Source organism: Citrobacter sp. CK206 (genome assembly GCF_030333125.1).
Lineage (GTDB): Bacteria > Pseudomonadota > Gammaproteobacteria > Enterobacterales > Enterobacteriaceae > Citrobacter_B > Citrobacter_B koseri.
Window position 1 is genome coordinate 32882 of record NZ_JAOWGM010000021.1, and the last position, 16282, is coordinate 49163.

Below are 16282 nucleotides of genomic sequence, written 5' to 3' on the forward strand. Positions count from 1 at the left end.
AGAGCAATGCTATGAAAATGAACCCAAGAGCGTGGTTTAACCGCACCCGTATTCCGATGAATGCTGCCGAAAACGTAACGTTTTCGGCGAACGATCCTGCGAGTGAAAGCACACCGCGGTCAGAACTCTTTTCGACCGTCCAGATGGAGCGCTACGGTCAGAAGCTGGCGCAGACTCATAAAGTATCGCCGGATAAACATCCTTATTATCTTCTGAAACGGCTTGGCGACAATGAGGACGTCATCACCCAAAACTGCTATGAGCTTAACGCGGGTAAAAAGACCAGTATCATGCCCGCCGGTGAATGGTTGCTGGACAATTATTATCTTATTGAGGAACAAATCCGTACCGTCCGCCAGCACTTGCCGAAAAGTTTTGGAAAAGGTCTCCCGTCGCTGGTATCGCCACTGAATTGCCCACGAATTTATCATATCGCATCAGAGGCAGTTGCTCACGGTGATGGCCGCTGGGATGCCGCGAGCCTGACCAGCTATCTCACTGCCTATCAACAGGTGACACCGCTGACGCTAGGTGAAGTCTGGGCACTACCGGGAATGCTGCGCCTGGCGCTGATTGAAAATCTTCGTCGTATCAGCATGGAAGTGATAAATGCGCAGCAGGACAGAAACCTTGCCGATACGTGGATAACCAGGATTTTCGAATGTGCAAAGAGTGCACCTGGTAATTTAATCATGGTGGTTGCTGATATGGCGCGCTCTCGCCCCCCGTTAACCAGCGCGTTTGTCGCAGAGCTGATGCGGCGCCTGCAGGGGCATGGCAACGCGCTGTCGTTACCTCTGACCTGGGTTGATCAGTGCCTTCGGGAACAGGGGCTCACCACCGACGTTCTCATACATAGTTTCAATCAACAGCTTGCCGCCAGCCAGCTGTCTGTCAGTAACAGCATCGCGGGTCTCCGATTAGTGAGTGAAACGGACTGGGCTGATCTCGCCGAAACGATAAGCGTCGTTGAACAGGCATTACGCAATGATCCTGCCGGGATCTATCCCCGGATGCACTTCAATACCCGAGATCATTACCGCCACGTTGTAGAGATCCTGGCCAGAGACAGTGGTCTCAGCGAGCATGAGGTTGCTGACAGGGTGCTGGCGCTTTCAGAGGAAAAAGCACCCAATACACCGGAACATCATGTTGGTTATTATCTCGCGGGCGAAGGTCGACAGGCGCTGGAAATTCATCTCCTGGCAGACACTTCAGGACTCATACGCTTGCGGCACAGTTTCAACAGAATAACCCTGCTGTCATGGCTTGGCAGCCTGGCATTGTTGACAACCGCAGCGACCGCGGCAATATTGCACGAAACTGCCATGCAGGGCGCAGACTGGCTGTTAATCGCGGTGATATTGCCTCTGGTTATCGCTTTAACTCAGTTAATGAGTGATTTACTCAGTGACGCAACCACCCGTTTTCGCGTTCCTCGCCCCTTGCCGGGGATGGATTTTTCAACCGGAATTCCCGCTGACAGTGCCACCATGGTCGTCATCCCCTGCATGCTGACCAGCCACGAAAGTTTCAGCCAGCTCCTCTCCAGTCTTGAAGTCTGCTGGCTTGGGAATGAAAACGAAAATCTCAGGTTCGCGCTGCTCACTGATTTTGCTGATTCTGAAAATGAACCCTCGCCGGAAAGTCACGCGCTGCTCAGACAGGCGATCGCCGATACGCAGGCGCTGAATCGGCGCTACCCCTCCGGTCCACCACGTTTTTATCTGTTACACCGCCAGCCTGAATGGAACCCCGAGGAAGGAATGTGGATGGGCTATGAACGCAAGCGGGGAAAACTGGCGTTACTGAACAGCTGGTTGCGCCATCCGGGGACGCAATTCGTCAGCGTTGCAGACATGCCTGCTCACATTTTACCGGGTCACATTAAATACGTTATTACCCTGGACAGTGATACGGTGCTGCCGCGCGATACGGCTCACAAACTGGTCGCGGCGATGGCCCATCCGTTGAATACGCCAGAGTATGATCCGGTACGCCAGAGGGTGGTCAAAGGATTTGGTATTTTACAACCCGGTCTTGCGGAGGAGATACCACGCAACGGTCAGGGGCGTTACGCAGGCCTGCGAAGCAGCATACCCGGCAATAACCCTTATTCGATGATGTCTTCGGATATCTATCAGGATCTCTTTGGGGAAGGATCGTTCGTGGGCAAAGGGATTTACGATGTTGACATTTTTATGCAGGCCACTGCCAACACCTGCCCGGAAAATCTGGTTCTTAGCCATGACCTACTCGAAGGGTGCTATGCGCGCTCGGGTCTGCTGAGTGAGGTGTTACTCTACGAACAGTACCCTAATAATTATCTGTCGGATGTTGCGCGGCGTTCACGCTGGATCCGGGGCGACTGGCAACTGCTTAACTGGCTGAAACCACGTGTCCGAAAAGCCGATGGAGCCCGGGCCAGGAATCCGCTGACTGCGCTTTCTTACTGGAAATTACTTGATAATCTGCGTCGCAGTCTGGTCGCTCCCTCTTTACTTGTATTGCTGTTCTTCACCCTGCTTGGGGTACCCAATCCGGTTTACTGGCTGGGCATCTTATCACTGATTTGGCTGTTGCCAGCCATCCTATGCATCACCCATGACCTTCTCCATAAACCTCTGCGCCGCCGCCTGAAGCCGCATCTGTTACTGGTGGGGTCGGGCGCGCTGAAGCGTCTGTCTGGAATCGGTCTTAATGTTGCGATACTGCCGCACGAAGCCGGATATTCACTGAAAGCGATCGCCGTGACGCTATGGCGATTGGGGATAAGCAGGCGTCACCTCAGCCAGTGGGTCAGCCACAGCCAGGACAGCAATCAGGCCAGACCCACTGTTGCACGTTTTTATCAGGCGATGTGGCTGAATGTTGTCGGTGGCGTGGCGCTGATAATACTGACCGGACAATTTGCCCCCCAGCTACTGTGGATTGCGTTGCCGATCGGTTTGTTATGGTGCGTGGCACCGCTGCTGATGAGCTGGTTGAGTCGCCAGCCCGTGCGTAAGGTTTTTTCGCCAAATCAGAAACAAAAACAGCTGTTACGCCAGACAAGCCGTGAAATCTGGGCTTTTTTTGAAACCTTTGCCACAGCAAAAGAGAACTGGCTTCCGCCTGATAATTATCAGGAAATACCACAACCGACGGTGGCACATCGAACTTCCCCTACCAATATTGGTCTTTCGCTTATGGCTAACCTGACGGCATGGGACTTTGGCTACCTGCCTGGCGGAGAGGTGCTCCGGCGCGTGTCGCTCACGCTCGACACGCTGGATAAAATGGAGCACTACCGGGGCCATCTCTACAACTGGTATGACACCCGTACGCTGGTCCCCCTCAGTCCACGCTATATCTCCAGCGTCGACAGCGGCAATATGGCCGGGCATTTGTTGACGCTGCGTGCAGGGCTGTCCGCCATGCGTCATCAGCCTGTTTTAAACAGCCAACAGATACTGGCAGGACTGAACGATACGCTGGATATTCTGGAAAAACAGTGGGGTCAGAACCCACCTGACAACCTGAGACTGCTGCGCAAACACTGCCTGAGCGCGGTGTCACTCTCTCCACAGGCATTTTTCAGTGAACTGAAAAACATGAGCATCCAGTGCAACCATCTGTCCACGTTATGTCATCAGGGGGCGCCCCTTCAGATTCGCTGGGCAGGACATCTGGAGAATCAACTGGTTCAGTTCTGCAATGAGTGGTCGTTATTGCTTGGCTGGTTACCTGTATCGTGGGACGAACAGACGCTGCCGACGCTGAGCGAGCTTGCCCGTCAGACATCAACCGGTACAGGAACATCACAGGCGTCAGCGACGGAGCAGGCCCGAATGCGACTCAATATTATCACCGAGCTAGAACAGCGGCTGGATGAGCATGCGAGAATGGATTTCGCCTTTCTGTACAGTGAAGCAACCAGTCTGCTCAGTATCGGTTATAACTGTGACACGAATACGCCTGACAAGAGCCACTACGATCTCCTGCCGTCTGAAATCCGCCTGACCAGTTTTCTTGCCATTGCGACTAATCAGTTACCTCTTAAAAGCTGGTATGCGCTGGGGCGATTGTTTACCACGATTGATAATGAAACTGCCCTGATGTCATGGAGTGGGTCCATGTTTGAATATCTGATGCCGAATCTGGTGATGCCCACCTGGCCCGGCAGCCTGCTCGATGAAATGAGTCAGTCGGCGGTTATGCGCCAGATTCTCTGGGGGAAAGAACGCGGGGTACCATGGGGTGTTTCAGAGTCTGGCTATCATGCTTTTGATGTTCAGCATAATTATCAGTATCAGGCATTTGGCGTACCGGGTCTTGGTCTGCGCAGGGGGCTTGCCGATGACATGGTTGTTGCTCCTTACGCCACACTGCTGGCGCTGATGGTTTCCCCACAGAGAGCCTGTGAGAACCTGTTCAGGCTGCAAAAAAATGGTGCATGCGGCGAATACGGTTTTTATGAAGCGCTGGACTATACCCCCTCACGTCTTGCAACCGGCCAGCTTTATGCGGTCGTACAGTCCTGGATGGCGCATCACCAGGGTATGGCATTTCAGGCGCTGGCTCATGTGCTGCTTGACGCCCCCATGACTGAACGCTTTATGTCCAGTACGGTATTCAGGTCAGCGAGTCTCCTGTTACAGGAGCGCGTGCCGGATGCGGTCGATCTGTACAGTCCGCGCCGTCACTTTGAATCTCATGAGGGCAGGGTCAAACCCGTTCGCTATGAACCCCGTATTTTCTATAGCGTGGATACACCAGCTCCTGATATTCAACTCCTGTCCAACGGCCATTATCATCTGATGTTGACCGCGGGCGGCGGTGGTTACAGTCGCTGGAATGATATTGCACTCACACGCTGGCGCAGTGATACCACCCGTGATAACTGGGGAGCATTCTGCTACATCCGTGATACACAGACGGGGGATGTATGGAGCAATACCTGGCAACCGACAGGCAACTTCAGCGGACAAGACGAGGAAGTTTTCTTCACCGATGCGGGGGCTGAATTCCGACGCACCTTCGGAGAACTTAGCGTCAAAACTCAGGTGGTGATCTCCCCGGAGGATGATGTTGAGTTGCGACGGCTCACACTGATCCATCGTGGTCGCCAGCCCCGCTCTCTGGAACTGACAACCTATGCTGAAGTGGTAATGGCACCTGATGCCAGCGATCTGGCTCACCCTGCATTCAGCAATCTGTTTATTCAGACTGAGCTGGATCCTGAGCGTGGCGCCATTCTTTGCCACCGGCGCCCGCGCTCTCCGGATGAAGCGAGCCCCTGCCTGTTTCACATGATGGTGGTGCATGGCGATAACCGACATAACGTCTCGTTTGAAACGGACAGGGCAAAATTTCTTGGTCGTGGCAGAAACCCTGCTGATGCCCTGGCAATAGAGACGGGAGGGACGCTCAGCAACACGTCGGGGTCAGTGCTGGATCCGATACTGGCAATACGTCACTCCATCACTCTACAACCGGGGCATCCGGTCACGATTGATATCATTTATGGTATCAGCGAGACCCGCCAGCAGAGCCTGGCGCTGCTGGAAAAATATCGCGATTACCCTATTGCCGATCGCGTCTTTGAACTGGCCTGGTCTCACAGTCTGGTGGTATTACGCCAGATGAATGCCAGTGAAGATGATGCAACTTTGTTTAATCGTCTCGCCAGCGCTGTGCTTTACCCTGCCCAGGAGCTTCGCGCCGAAGGTCTGGTGATCAGCCGCAACCGGCGTGGTCAGTCCGGTCTGTGGGGCTGGGCAATTTCAGGCGATCTGCCGATAGTGCTGCTCAGTATAACCAGCGAAGAAAGTATTGCCTCAGTGACAACACTGATTCAGGCACACCGTTACTGGAGACAGAAAGGGCTGGATGTTGATTTGGTTATCCTGAATAACAGCCCCGGCGGCTACCAGCAGGGATTACAAAATCAGATTATGGAGTTAATTTATGCCGGGTCTGAAGCCAGTCTGCTGGATAAAAAGGGCGGGCTTTTTGTCCGCAACGGTGAGCATCTCTCCGCTGAGGATAAGTTGCTTTTGATGAGCGTGGCCTGTCTTTATCTTGATGACCGCGCTGGGGGTATTAATGAGCAGCTTAATCAGCGTATTCATACCCTGAAATCGCCGGCTAGGGCATTCATTCCGCGTGCTGTGCGCGAACGTAATCAACATACGGACTGGAGCCCTGATATCAGTCAGCTATGCCATTTCAATGGGTACGGTGGATTTTCTCAGGATGGGCGGGAGTATCAGATCGTCCTTCGGGAAAATGCGCTTACACCGGCTCCCTGGTCGAACATACTGGCAAATTCCCGTTTTGGCAGCGTGATCTCAGAGGCAGGACAGGCCTACTCTTGGTATGAGAATGCACATGAATACCGGTTGACGCCGTGGGAGAACGATCCGGTGAGCGATCGCAGCGGCGAGGCATTTTACCTGCGCGATGAAGAGAGCGGGGAGTGCTGGTCGCCAACGGCTTTACCTATTCGCGGACACGGTGATTACCTGACCCGCCATGGTTTTGGCTACAGCGTTTTTGCCCATCGAGAGAGTGGTATCGACAGCGAGTTGACGGTCCTGGTTGCCGAAGAGGATCCGGTTAAACTGGTGCTCCTGACGCTCAGTAACTCTTCGGGACGGACACGTCAACTTTCCGTCACAGGCTATGTAGAGTGGACGCTCGGAGAAACACGAACTCGCTCAGCTCCTCACATTGTGACACATGTGGCCAGAACGCCCGGCGGCTGCGGGGTACTTGCGAACAACTTTTATGGTGATAATGGTGGCGGCCGAACTGCATTTTTTGCCGTCAGCGGTAATGACTGTTCTCTGACAGGGGACCGCCGGGAGTTTATTGGCCGTAATGGTTCCCTTCACGCCCCGTCGGCCATGAAACTGCAAAAGCTTTCTGGTAAGACGGGGGCCGGTCTGGATCCCTGCGGAGCGGTGCAATCGGCGGTGACATTAATTGACGGGGACCAGAGGACATTTATTTTTATCCTCGGCGCAGAGGAGAATGATGTTTATGCTCAGGAGACGCTGGCCCGTTACATGAACGAGGATACGGTCCGCCAGGAGCTGAACCGGATTCATAATCACTGGCACAATGTGCTCGATAAAATCGTAGTTAACACCCCCGACACGTCCATAAATTTACTGGTTAATGGCTGGCTGTTGTATCAGACGGTAGCCTGTCGTCTTATGGCCCGTAGTGGCTACTATCAGTCTGGCGGTGCATTTGGTTTTCGCGATCAGCTGCAGGACTCACTGGCACTGAGCCATGCCGATCCGAACCGGATGCGTGAACAGATAATACTCTGTGCCTCCCGGCAGTTTATCGAGGGGGATGTGCAGCACTGGTGGCACCCGCCACACGGCAACGGTGTCCGTACCCGTTGTTCCGATGACTACCTGTGGCTGCCGCTTGCCGTTTGCCACTATGTTGAAACGACGGGGGATATGGATGCTCTGGGAATATGCATTCCTTATCTGGAGGGACGCCCGCTTCAGCCTGGTGAAGAGTCTGTCTATGACACGCCGGTCATCAGCGGCACCGAAGAGACTCTCTGGTTACACTGTGTCAAAGCTATTCGACATGGGCTGCGGTTCGGGGAGCATGACCTGCCGCTGATGGGGGCTGGTGACTGGAATGACGGGATGAACCGGGTGGGTATCGAAGGCAAAGGCGAAAGCGTCTGGCTGGGCTTCTTCCTGTACGATATTTTGCAACGGTTTGCTGCGCTGGCGGAGCGCAGGCTGGATGAAAGTGTCGCCTCGATGTGCCGTTCACAGGCTCTGCGCCTGCAAAGCAATCTCGAAGCCCACGCCTGGGATGGTGAATGGTACCGGCGTGGATATTTTGACGATGGTACTCCCCTGGGGTCGAAAGCCTCACAGGACTGCCGGATTGATGCGATTGCGCAAAGCTGGTCTGTATTGTCCGGGGTCGCGAGCGCGGGGCGGTGTGCAAAGGCCATGCGGGCGCTGGATAAGCATCTTGTGGATAACGAAGGGGGACTGATTAAACTGTTAACGCCTCCTTTCGATGGACACGGTCCAAATCCAGGTTACATACAGGGGTACCTGCCCGGTGTGCGGGAAAACGGAGGGCAGTATACTCATGGCGCCATCTGGGCCGTGATGGCATTTGCCCGGATGGGGAATGCCGAACGTGCCTGGCAACTCTGGTCAATGCTCAACCCTATAAATCATACTCTGAATGCGGACTCTGTCGGGATTTATAAAGCTGAGCCTTATGTCATGAGTGCTGATGTCTACAGCGTCGCTCCCCATACCGGACGCGCAGGATGGAGCTGGTATACCGGTTCTGCTGGCTGGGCCTGGCGTTTGCTTACCGAGGAATTACTGGGGATAAAACGCACCGGCGCTGACTTTACTGTTCATGCCCGGTTACCGGATGAGTGGCCGTCTTTTTCTATGGCCTATCAGTATGCCGAAAGCCATTATCAGATTAGTGTCTCACGCGGCGATGCAGAATATCGCGTGACACTGGATGGTGTTCTCCTCTCTGATGACAGAATACCGCTGAAGAATGATGGACAAAACCATACGGTTGAGATCATTCAGAAATAACACTTATCCCAGAGGCGCATTAACGTCTGCCGTTAATGCGCTGATTATCCCTGAGAACATCAATCGCAGTCTGCATGGCGATTTTGTCATCCCGCCTTTTTTGTTTGTCCTGCATGACCTGAAGGTATTCCAGCAAGGTGCGGGTATTAATCGGTCGGCCCTGTTTGCCCACAGCCAGCACGGCTTCGCCAAGAATAATTTTCACTGGCGGTAGTTGTGCCGGATACCAGTCAAGGGTGTCTTCTGATTTCATCATAAATTTCTCACGGAAGGGTAGTGTATCATAAATCAGACGTTCAGTTTTCAATATCTGATATCCTGATTCAGACACAACTTAACATAACTTATGCCAGTTATTTTTATATCAAAGCGTATAATAATTACTGTATTCCTCAGAGAATTATTTATGTCTTATACTAAAGGGCTCAGGTATTTTAAAGGAAGACCGGTTCATGTTGCCTGCCCGGTATGCGCACACAGAGCTGATCAGAAAGCAGGTAAACTAAGAAAAGATGCGGTTCTTGAGTGCCCTGCCTGCGGACTGTTGTTCAGACCTTCAGAATGCTGGTGTATCGGCGGCTGATCAGCTTCTGCCACTTAACGTAAGTGATGTCGGGAAATGACAACATTTCTCCTGTGCTGCGGTTGTCGAGGGTATGATGATGAAATTTAAAAAATCTGTTTTTATTGAAGGGCATATCCTGTCGAACAGCTGTCACGGGCAGGCCGGTCAACCTTTCTGTATTCACCGGGTCAGGTTTAGTAATGGTAAATATGCGATTATCCGGGTGGCATCCGGGATATGTTTCAAACCTGGCGAAATTATTCAACGAAACGATTGCGAGTGGTTTTATAAACTTACCAAAATTCGCCTTCTTTCTTTTGAGTACCTTGATGATGATGAATCCAGAAGACAATTTCTTGAGTATCAATGATAAATCCATGAATTTATAACAGAATAACTTTACTGGCTTACAATTCATTCATGACTCTTTAAATCCTTTACCAGTCATTGCAAAATTATTTGTTTTATTCTGAATTTAGATAAATTTAAATTGTCTAAAATAAAATGTATCGCTAAAGACGAATTGCCTCATTGTTTTCCTTTTGCGTTATAACCTTCATTAGCATTAAGGAAATTTATGGCACAGACTTTTACTCATAATTTACTTTATCCCCGCTACTGGCTTACCTGGTCTGGTTTGGGTCTGCTGTGGCTTCTCGTTCAACTTCCTTACCCGGTTTTACACATTCTGGGCTCCGGCCTTGGAAAAATATCCAGACCCTTTCTGAAACGCCGGGAAGGAATTGCGATTAGAAATATCGAACTCTGCTTTCCCGAGATGACACCGTTTGCCCGGAGCCAGATGGTCAATAAAAACTTTGTTTCTCTCGGGCTGGGACTGATGGAAACAGGAATGGCCTGGTTCTGGAGCGATGCGAGAGTCAAAAAATGGTTTGATGTCGAAGGGCTTGAAAACCTGACCGGTGCGACCAGAGGAGTAATAGTTGTCGGGATTCATTTTATGTCCCTTGAATTGTGTGGAAGAGTAATGGGTTTATGCCATCCTATGATGGCAACGTATCGCCCACACAATAATCCACTAATGGAATGGGTACAGACAAAAGGGCGTATGCGTTCAAATAAGGCTATGATTAATCGACGTAATTTATCTGGTTTTGTTCATGCGCTAAAAGCTGGTGAAGCCGTTTGGTTTGCACCAGACCAGGATTATGGGTCTAAGGGAAGCGTTTTTGCACCTTTTTTCTCGGTAAAAAAAGCAGCCACGACGAACGGAACGTATGCTCTGTCAAAACTCGCTGGTGCACACTTGATCACACTTAGCATGATCCGACGTAGCGATAAAAAAGGTTATCACATGTATATCAGCAATCCGTTGTCAGGCTATCCAGGGGAAGACAAGGTCGCCGCAGCGGCTTATATGAACAAGATCATCGAGCGTGAAATTCTCCGAGCCCCTGAGCAATACCTGTGGATGCATCGCAGGTTCAAAACGCGTCCTGAAGGCGAAGTCTCTTTATACAAATGAATCACTCTACTTGTCATGAGCCAGAATCTGTCTTTCTTGCCACTGCGTATTTGTAAAAAATGGATAGGGAATTATTCGATCGGCTTCATGTTAACGATGGCGTAACTGACAGCCAAGGCTAATCAATGGAACCTGTTAGGATTTGAAGGTCCTCTTTTCGCTCAAAGCAGACCGTCACGTTCCCATTTTATTTTTTTGATAAAACTGATGTTTGTATTGAGCCTTCATTAATGAAGGCTCAATATTGGCTCTTCCTACTGCAGATCTTTTTCCTTCAAAAATTGACTAACCAAATCAGCAATCTGCACATTATTTAAATCAGAGAACGGGAAGTGGGTATTCCCTTTGATTCCCACTTCAGGCAGATGCGTCACCGTCACATCCCCGCCATGCTTGTTCACCACGTCACGCCACTCACGAGCCATCGCCAGACGTACGCGCCAGCTGTCCTGCGCGGGCATGGCTACCCCACATGTAGATGATGTGGAGTCAAATAACGAAGGTGGGTTAAAGAGACTTGAGGTTGTTACTTTCGATCTAGCATATATCAAGACCGTTTGTGATATAAAAGCTTTGAGACCTAACTTTGTACTACACGATTCTATTGATGAAATCGATATTCAACACGTTCGCAAAATTTTTGATGAGTCGATTAAATTGTCAGGGCAACATATTGTATCTATGCTGTCTGATAAATTAATAACAGAAGATTACCAGAAATATACTCGTTATATTATTCTTGAATTATCTCAAGATAATAAATTTTTTAAGCTTTAATTCTGCAGGCTGCTAACTTAGCAGCCGTTCTTCTGGAATGTTGCTCCTTATAAAAGCAATTGCGAAAATTAATAATCGGCATGTTGGTGTTCATATTTTTACACTTAGTGTGTTGAGTGTTAAAATTAAAGGAGGTTTTTTTGAATTATCCCTCCTATGTAAATGATTACAAAGTTCAACTATACAGATTATTTAACTGAGGTAATTTGAAGAAATATGATTCATCTGTGTTTTTAAAGTCCCCAGATGCATTTTCTCTGAGAGATGAGTTAATAAGGATGCAACAATTCTCAGCTCTGGTTATACCAACGTAGTGGAGGTTAAGTTCTTGTTGAAGCGTCGGGTATCGAGGTGTGTATCTGTCTTCGCTGTTATATTCTCTAAATGGGAAAGACCATTCATCTAAATCTAGGTGAAATACTAATTTGAATTCCAGTCCTTTAGATTTATGAAGGGTCATTACTTGTATCTCATTATCATCTAATGGTTTGAATTGTTTGACTAAAATATCGTCTGAGATTGTTCTTATTACAGCCCCATCAGTATGTTCTGTTGAATTTATCCCTAAAATATATGCAATATCATGAAACTTATGTATTAAATCTTCATTTTTTAATTCATTTCTAATTGTTTTTATTTTTTTTCTTAGTAAGAGCAGAGTGTTATCATCTACTATAACCCCATCAAAAACTTTGTTAATAAACTCTTGTGCTGTACTTATAGAGCCGTACTTGTATGCTAACAGATCTTTGTATAGATCTGAGCAATCAGTACCAATTTTATCTAGAGGTGTGTCAACATAAAGCCTGAAGTTTAAGTTTAATCCAGAGCAGAATAATGTTAGTGATTTTTCTTTTCTTGCTAAAATGGCTATTTGATTTGCTTTTTCTAACTTCCATTCGCCACTACTCAGCCATCCTGAAATCCAAGAGGAAATCGTAACAGCAGCATCTTTAAGATTTCCATTAAGTCGTCTCCTAAATACTCTTATCTCATCCGCAGGTAGTAAAACATAGGATGGTTCAAGCAATCTTGAAGCATAATTGCTTATTGATGGGTGGCATCTATGGTTGAAATTTATCTCAAAATGCTTAAAGCATTCTGTATTACTTACCAATTCTAAAAGAAGCTCCGAATTCCCTCCTCTAAATTCATAGATTGATTGCCAAACATCACCAACAGCAATGGAGCATAAGCCAAGTTCGTTTATTTTTAGAAATAGCTCATGCTGAGATAAAGACGAATCTTGATACTCATCTATGAATATATGGCTATATCTTGCTTTGATATACCGCTTCGCAGCAGATGATTCATTAATTATTTTTAATGCTAAGGCCGAGAATGACCCCATCCAAAGTATTCCCTCATCGTATAGTTTTTTATACCCAGGGTCCTCATTGATATTAATAACTGATGGTGTGCCAGCAAAATTGCTTTCTATGAAATGGTTATATGGAGATTCCAATTTCTTTAAGACTTTGCATTCTGTTGGTGTTCCTCCCCATACCCTTGAAAGAAATGGAATAATTATTTCCTTTAAGCAAAAACTATCAATAGTACCAAAGAAACTATGTTTTACATTGTGTCCTTCAGCCTTGCATCTACGTTCCAGTTCTGAACTTGCTTTTTTTGTGAATGTAATTGCAATGACCCCTTTATGCTCTGGAAGACAGTCGGTAATATTTCTGATTTTTTCTTTTATAACCGTAGTCTTACCGCTTCCCGGACATGCTGTTATTACCATGCTTCCAGTGTAGTCAATGGCTAATGCTTGCTGAGGTGTTGGTGAGAAAGTACTCATTTCATTCACCTCTAATTATTTTTACAAGATGGTTTAACGGTTTAATTAATTCACCGGCATTAAGCTTGTGAAGGTCTGTTTTTATATCTTTAAGAAGTTCTCGCATTCTTAATGCTTTTTTCTTTTGTAAGTACTCTATCGCACCTTGGTCATTTTTCTTACCTAAAGCGTTTAAAATTGGTGCGCTTAATTCTCCTACCAGATCAGTTTCTAAATCAACTTTGGATAAATATACCCCGCATTTATTTATTTCTTCAGAAACTGTTTGCCAATCACCGCTGGTCAGAGTATCTATAGGTACTATTTGTATGTCGCTATGTTCAAACTTTTCCAAACCGGCTATATCTAAACATCGGTTTATACCTGAATATTGCCACTTGTCTTGATCTTTAAGTTTAGATATATCGTTATCCGTTCGCATTACCCATGGGATCTCTAAAGCATCTAGTATAGCTACGTAAATTTTAAATGATATTCCGTCCACTGAAACCAGTGAAATATTTAAATAATCAAGATCAATGTTTAAATTTTCGGCTAAAGAATGGTAGAATAAAACTTCTGATGGTCCTTCGATTAAGAAAACTCCATTTGAAAAAAACGATTCTGCTGGCAATATACTCATCCGATAGCTCATTCCTTCCCAGCCATCTGAAATATCTTTAGAACACCCTTCACTTGCGGCTACTGTGTGTCCAGCACGGTCAAGCAACCTTATTACTGAGCCTGGTTCAAAGTTTACAGCTATTTGTGGTGAGTGGGATGAAATGATCGTTTGACCTGGAAGTTCTGATATCAAATAATCAGCCAGTTTTCTTTGTTGGTGAGGATGTAGGTGTGCTTCAGGTTCTTCGATAACATAGAAGATAACCTCGTTCTCGATATCATGTTCCTTAATACTTTTCGCTTTCCATAAAGCTAATAATATTTGATTGTTTCGCCCGTCTCCTCCAAGCATAACATTAGAACCATTTGTATTAGCTCCAAGTTGTAGGTTGTCAATAAAGTCATTTATTCCAATTGCCCCAGTATCTAGTTGCACAGAATACTCTGAGTAATGATGCGCAAGTTTTTTTAGCTCATCGTTGACATCTTTTGTAGCTCTTTCTACATATATAAGTTGAGATATTTTATCATTAATAGACTGTAAATCTATACTTATCTCTCCTAACAAATCGTCATCTTCTTTTCTTTCTTCAGAGTTCAATGATTGCTGTGCGATTTTTAATAGTTGTCTTTTTTCTTTACGAATAAACCTCTCTAAATCTCGTTGTGATTGAATATATTTTAAATTAACGAATTTAAGATAATAGCGAGAGTTGATTTCTTGTAAAGACTCTAAAGACTCACCAATAAAAAGTTTATAGCTGAGATCGGATTTTTGTGCAATGTACTTAATGAACGATTCACCTGAGTCACTGACATTCCCTTTCAAAATTGAAAGTACTGCATCTTCATTGATATCTTTAAAATGAATAATAATTTCAAATTCTTCACATGATTTTCCGTTTTCTAAATGAAAGTCAAGTTCATTTGGTTCAATTTCTGAATCTGATATACTTTTATCTAATAGCATTCTTAGCGAATGCAACATATTACTTTTGCCAACATCATTGGCACCGATGACCAGAGTATTTGAGTTAAAATTGATGTGTGCATCTTTAAAGTTTCTAAAACCCTTGAGTTTCAGAGATGATATTTCCAACTTAAAATCCCTCTTTAAAGTAAAAAATCTATTTCATGATGAGGTATCACGTAAACTATGCAACCGAATTTTGCTCATTTTTTGCGGAAGATCTATTAGTTGATTTGGTTAAACGAAGGGACTACCATGATGTTAAATATATGATTTACCATATGTAATGCATCTATTCTTTAAGCAACACAATTTCAAGGCTTCGTTAAATTCGATGAAAATCATAGCATTACAACTCTTCAAAAACCTCTCCGATGAAACCCGTTTGGGCATCGTGTTGCTGCTCAGAGAGATGGGAGAGCTGTGCGTGTGCGACCTTTGCACTGCGCTAGAACAGTCACAGCCCAAGATCTCCCGCCACCTTGCAATGCTTCGGGAGAGTGGCCTATTGCTGGATCGCAAGCAGGGAAAATGGGTTCATTACCGCTTATCTCCGCATATTCCTTCCTGGGCTGCCCAGGTGATTGAGCAGGCCTGGCTAAGCCAACAGGACGACGTACAGGCCATCGCCCGTAAGCTGGCATCAGCCAACTGCTCTGGCAGCGGTAAGGCTGTTTGTATCTAAAAAATTTGCCTATACATATATGTTTTTACGAATGTGAGGTGTTAAAGATGAAAACGTTAACGGTGTTTGATCCGGCGCTGTGCTGCAGTACCGGCGTTTGTGGTTCAGATGTCGATCAGCTTCTGGTCGATTTTTCTGCTGATGTTCAATGGCTGAAAGGGCGTGGGGTCCAGATCGAACGTTACAACCTGGCGCAGCAGCCTATGAGCTTCGTTCAGAATGAGAAAGCGAAAGCTTTCCTTGAAGCTTCTGGAGCTGAAGGGCTTCCGCTGCTGTTACTGGATGGTGAAACAGTGATGGCCGGGCGATACCCGAAACGCGCTGAACTGGCTCGCTGGTTTGGTATACCGCTGGAAAAGGTGGGTTTAGCTCCCGCCAGTTGCTGTGGTGGTAAAACTTCCTGTTGTTGAGTATGTCAGGAGGACATATGAAATTCTTACAGAATATCCCGTCTTACCTGTTTTTCACCGGTAAGGGAGGTGTAGGAAAAACTTCGATTCAGGACCCGGAACGTACCAAAGTCCTGCTGGTCACTCTGCCTGAAACCACACCTGTACTGGAAGCTGCAAACCTGCAGTCCGATCTTGAGCGCGCGGGGATTCATCCCTGGGGCTGGATTATCAATAACAGCCTTTCTGTTGCACAGACTCATTCACCACTGCTTTGTCTGCGTGCTCAACAAGAACTTCCTCAGATCGAGGCTGTGAAGAACTAGCATGCAAGCCGCATAGCGTTAGTACCCGTACTGGCATCAGAGCCCACTGGCATCGAGAAACTCAGAGAGCTGGCAGTTTAATTTTT

Annotated in this window: 10 protein-coding genes and 2 pseudogenes; 7 read left to right on the forward strand and 5 right to left on the reverse strand. The window is 47.2% G+C overall.

The window, feature by feature from the left end; all coding sequences use genetic code 11:
- Positions 1 to 11 precede the first annotated feature (11 nt).
- Positions 12 to 8594 carry a glycoside hydrolase family 94 protein gene (locus tag OGX81_RS03235; RefSeq protein WP_275055247.1) on the forward strand — a complete coding sequence of 2861 codons (8583 nt, stop codon included), beginning with the start codon at positions 12 to 14 and terminating at the stop codon, positions 8592 to 8594.
- A 19-nt stretch (positions 8595 to 8613) separates the two neighbouring features.
- On the opposite strand, the gene OGX81_RS03240 is transcribed toward OGX81_RS03235, so the two are convergent.
- Entirely contained in the window at positions 8614 to 8847 is a 234-nt protein-coding gene (locus OGX81_RS03240) for a YnaE/YdfK family cold shock protein (RefSeq protein WP_004132711.1), read from the reverse strand.
- 153 nt (positions 8848 to 9000) lie between these two features.
- Between OGX81_RS03240 and OGX81_RS22040 the strand changes: the two genes are divergently transcribed.
- Positions 9001 to 9177, forward strand: a complete 177-nt coding sequence (locus tag OGX81_RS22040) for a YnfU family zinc-binding protein (RefSeq protein ID WP_353622264.1) — start codon at positions 9001 to 9003, stop codon at positions 9175 to 9177.
- On the opposite strand, the gene OGX81_RS03245 is transcribed toward OGX81_RS22040, so the two are convergent.
- Positions 9143 to 9526: a hypothetical protein gene (locus OGX81_RS03245; protein WP_275055246.1), complete on the reverse strand. Its 384-nt coding sequence runs from the start codon at positions 9524 to 9526 to the stop codon at positions 9143 to 9145. The genes OGX81_RS22040 and OGX81_RS03245 overlap by 35 nt on opposite strands.
- Before the next feature lie 210 nt (positions 9527 to 9736).
- Between OGX81_RS03245 and lpxP the strand changes: the two genes are divergently transcribed.
- Positions 9737 to 10645 carry a kdo(2)-lipid IV(A) palmitoleoyltransferase gene (gene lpxP / locus OGX81_RS03250; protein ID WP_248622763.1) on the forward strand — a complete coding sequence of 303 codons (909 nt, stop codon included), beginning with the start codon at positions 9737 to 9739 and terminating at the stop codon, positions 10643 to 10645.
- 254 nt (positions 10646 to 10899) lie between these two features.
- Here lpxP and OGX81_RS03255 read toward each other — a convergent pair.
- Positions 10900 to 11112, reverse strand: a pseudogene (locus OGX81_RS03255) (alpha/beta hydrolase); the annotation flags it as partial.
- Between OGX81_RS03255 and OGX81_RS03260 the strand changes: the two are divergent.
- A complete protein-coding gene (locus OGX81_RS03260) occupies positions 11105 to 11422 on the forward strand; it encodes a DUF2326 domain-containing protein (RefSeq protein ID WP_275055245.1) in 318 nt (105 codons plus the stop codon). The pseudogene OGX81_RS03255 and the gene OGX81_RS03260 overlap by 8 nt on opposite strands.
- Positions 11423 to 11597: 175 nt before the next feature.
- Here the strand turns inward: OGX81_RS03260 and OGX81_RS03265 are convergent, their stop codons facing one another.
- Together OGX81_RS03265 and OGX81_RS03270 are read right to left on the reverse strand one after the other, a co-directional pair.
- Complete coding sequence (locus OGX81_RS03265; RefSeq protein WP_286458186.1) at positions 11598 to 13223, reverse strand: UvrD-helicase domain-containing protein; 1626 nt, start codon at positions 13221 to 13223, stop codon at positions 11598 to 11600.
- A gap of 1 nt (position 13224) precedes the next feature.
- A complete protein-coding gene (locus tag OGX81_RS03270; protein WP_286487527.1) occupies positions 13225 to 14925 on the reverse strand; it encodes an ATP-dependent nuclease in 1701 nt (566 codons plus the stop codon).
- Positions 14926 to 15130: 205 nt separating this feature from the next.
- Between OGX81_RS03270 and arsR the strand changes: the two genes are divergently transcribed.
- The 3 genes and pseudogenes from arsR to OGX81_RS03285 form a co-directional block, all read left to right on the forward strand.
- A complete protein-coding gene (gene arsR / locus OGX81_RS03275; protein ID WP_039272869.1) occupies positions 15131 to 15481 on the forward strand; it encodes an As(III)-sensing metalloregulatory transcriptional repressor ArsR in 351 nt (116 codons plus the stop codon).
- A 47-nt stretch (positions 15482 to 15528) separates the two neighbouring features.
- A complete protein-coding gene (gene arsD / locus OGX81_RS03280; RefSeq protein ID WP_121265158.1) occupies positions 15529 to 15891 on the forward strand; it encodes an arsenite efflux transporter metallochaperone ArsD in 363 nt (120 codons plus the stop codon).
- A gap of 86 nt (positions 15892 to 15977) precedes the next feature.
- A pseudogene (locus tag OGX81_RS03285) lies at positions 15978 to 16277 on the forward strand (ArsA-related P-loop ATPase); the annotation flags it as partial.
- Positions 16278 to 16282: the final 5 nt, after the last annotated feature.

Coding starts and splice junctions, on each gene's coding strand:
- OGX81_RS03265 (WP_286458186.1), bottom strand. CDS start 13,223: ATGAGTACTTTCTCACCAACACCTCAGCAAGCATTAGCCATTGACTAC.
- OGX81_RS03260 (WP_275055245.1), top strand. CDS start 11,105: ATGGCTACCCCACATGTAGATGATGTGGAGTCAAATAACGAAGGTGGG.
- OGX81_RS22040 (WP_353622264.1), top strand. CDS start 9,001: ATGTCTTATACTAAAGGGCTCAGGTATTTTAAAGGAAGACCGGTTCAT.
- arsD (WP_121265158.1), top strand. CDS start 15,529: ATGAAAACGTTAACGGTGTTTGATCCGGCGCTGTGCTGCAGTACCGGC.
- OGX81_RS03240 (WP_004132711.1), bottom strand. CDS start 8,847: ATGAAATCAGAAGACACCCTTGACTGGTATCCGGCACAACTACCGCCA.
- OGX81_RS03235 (WP_275055247.1), top strand. CDS start 12: ATGAAAATGAACCCAAGAGCGTGGTTTAACCGCACCCGTATTCCGATG.
- arsR (WP_039272869.1), top strand. CDS start 15,131: ATGAAAATCATAGCATTACAACTCTTCAAAAACCTCTCCGATGAAACC.
- lpxP (WP_248622763.1), top strand. CDS start 9,737: ATGGCACAGACTTTTACTCATAATTTACTTTATCCCCGCTACTGGCTT.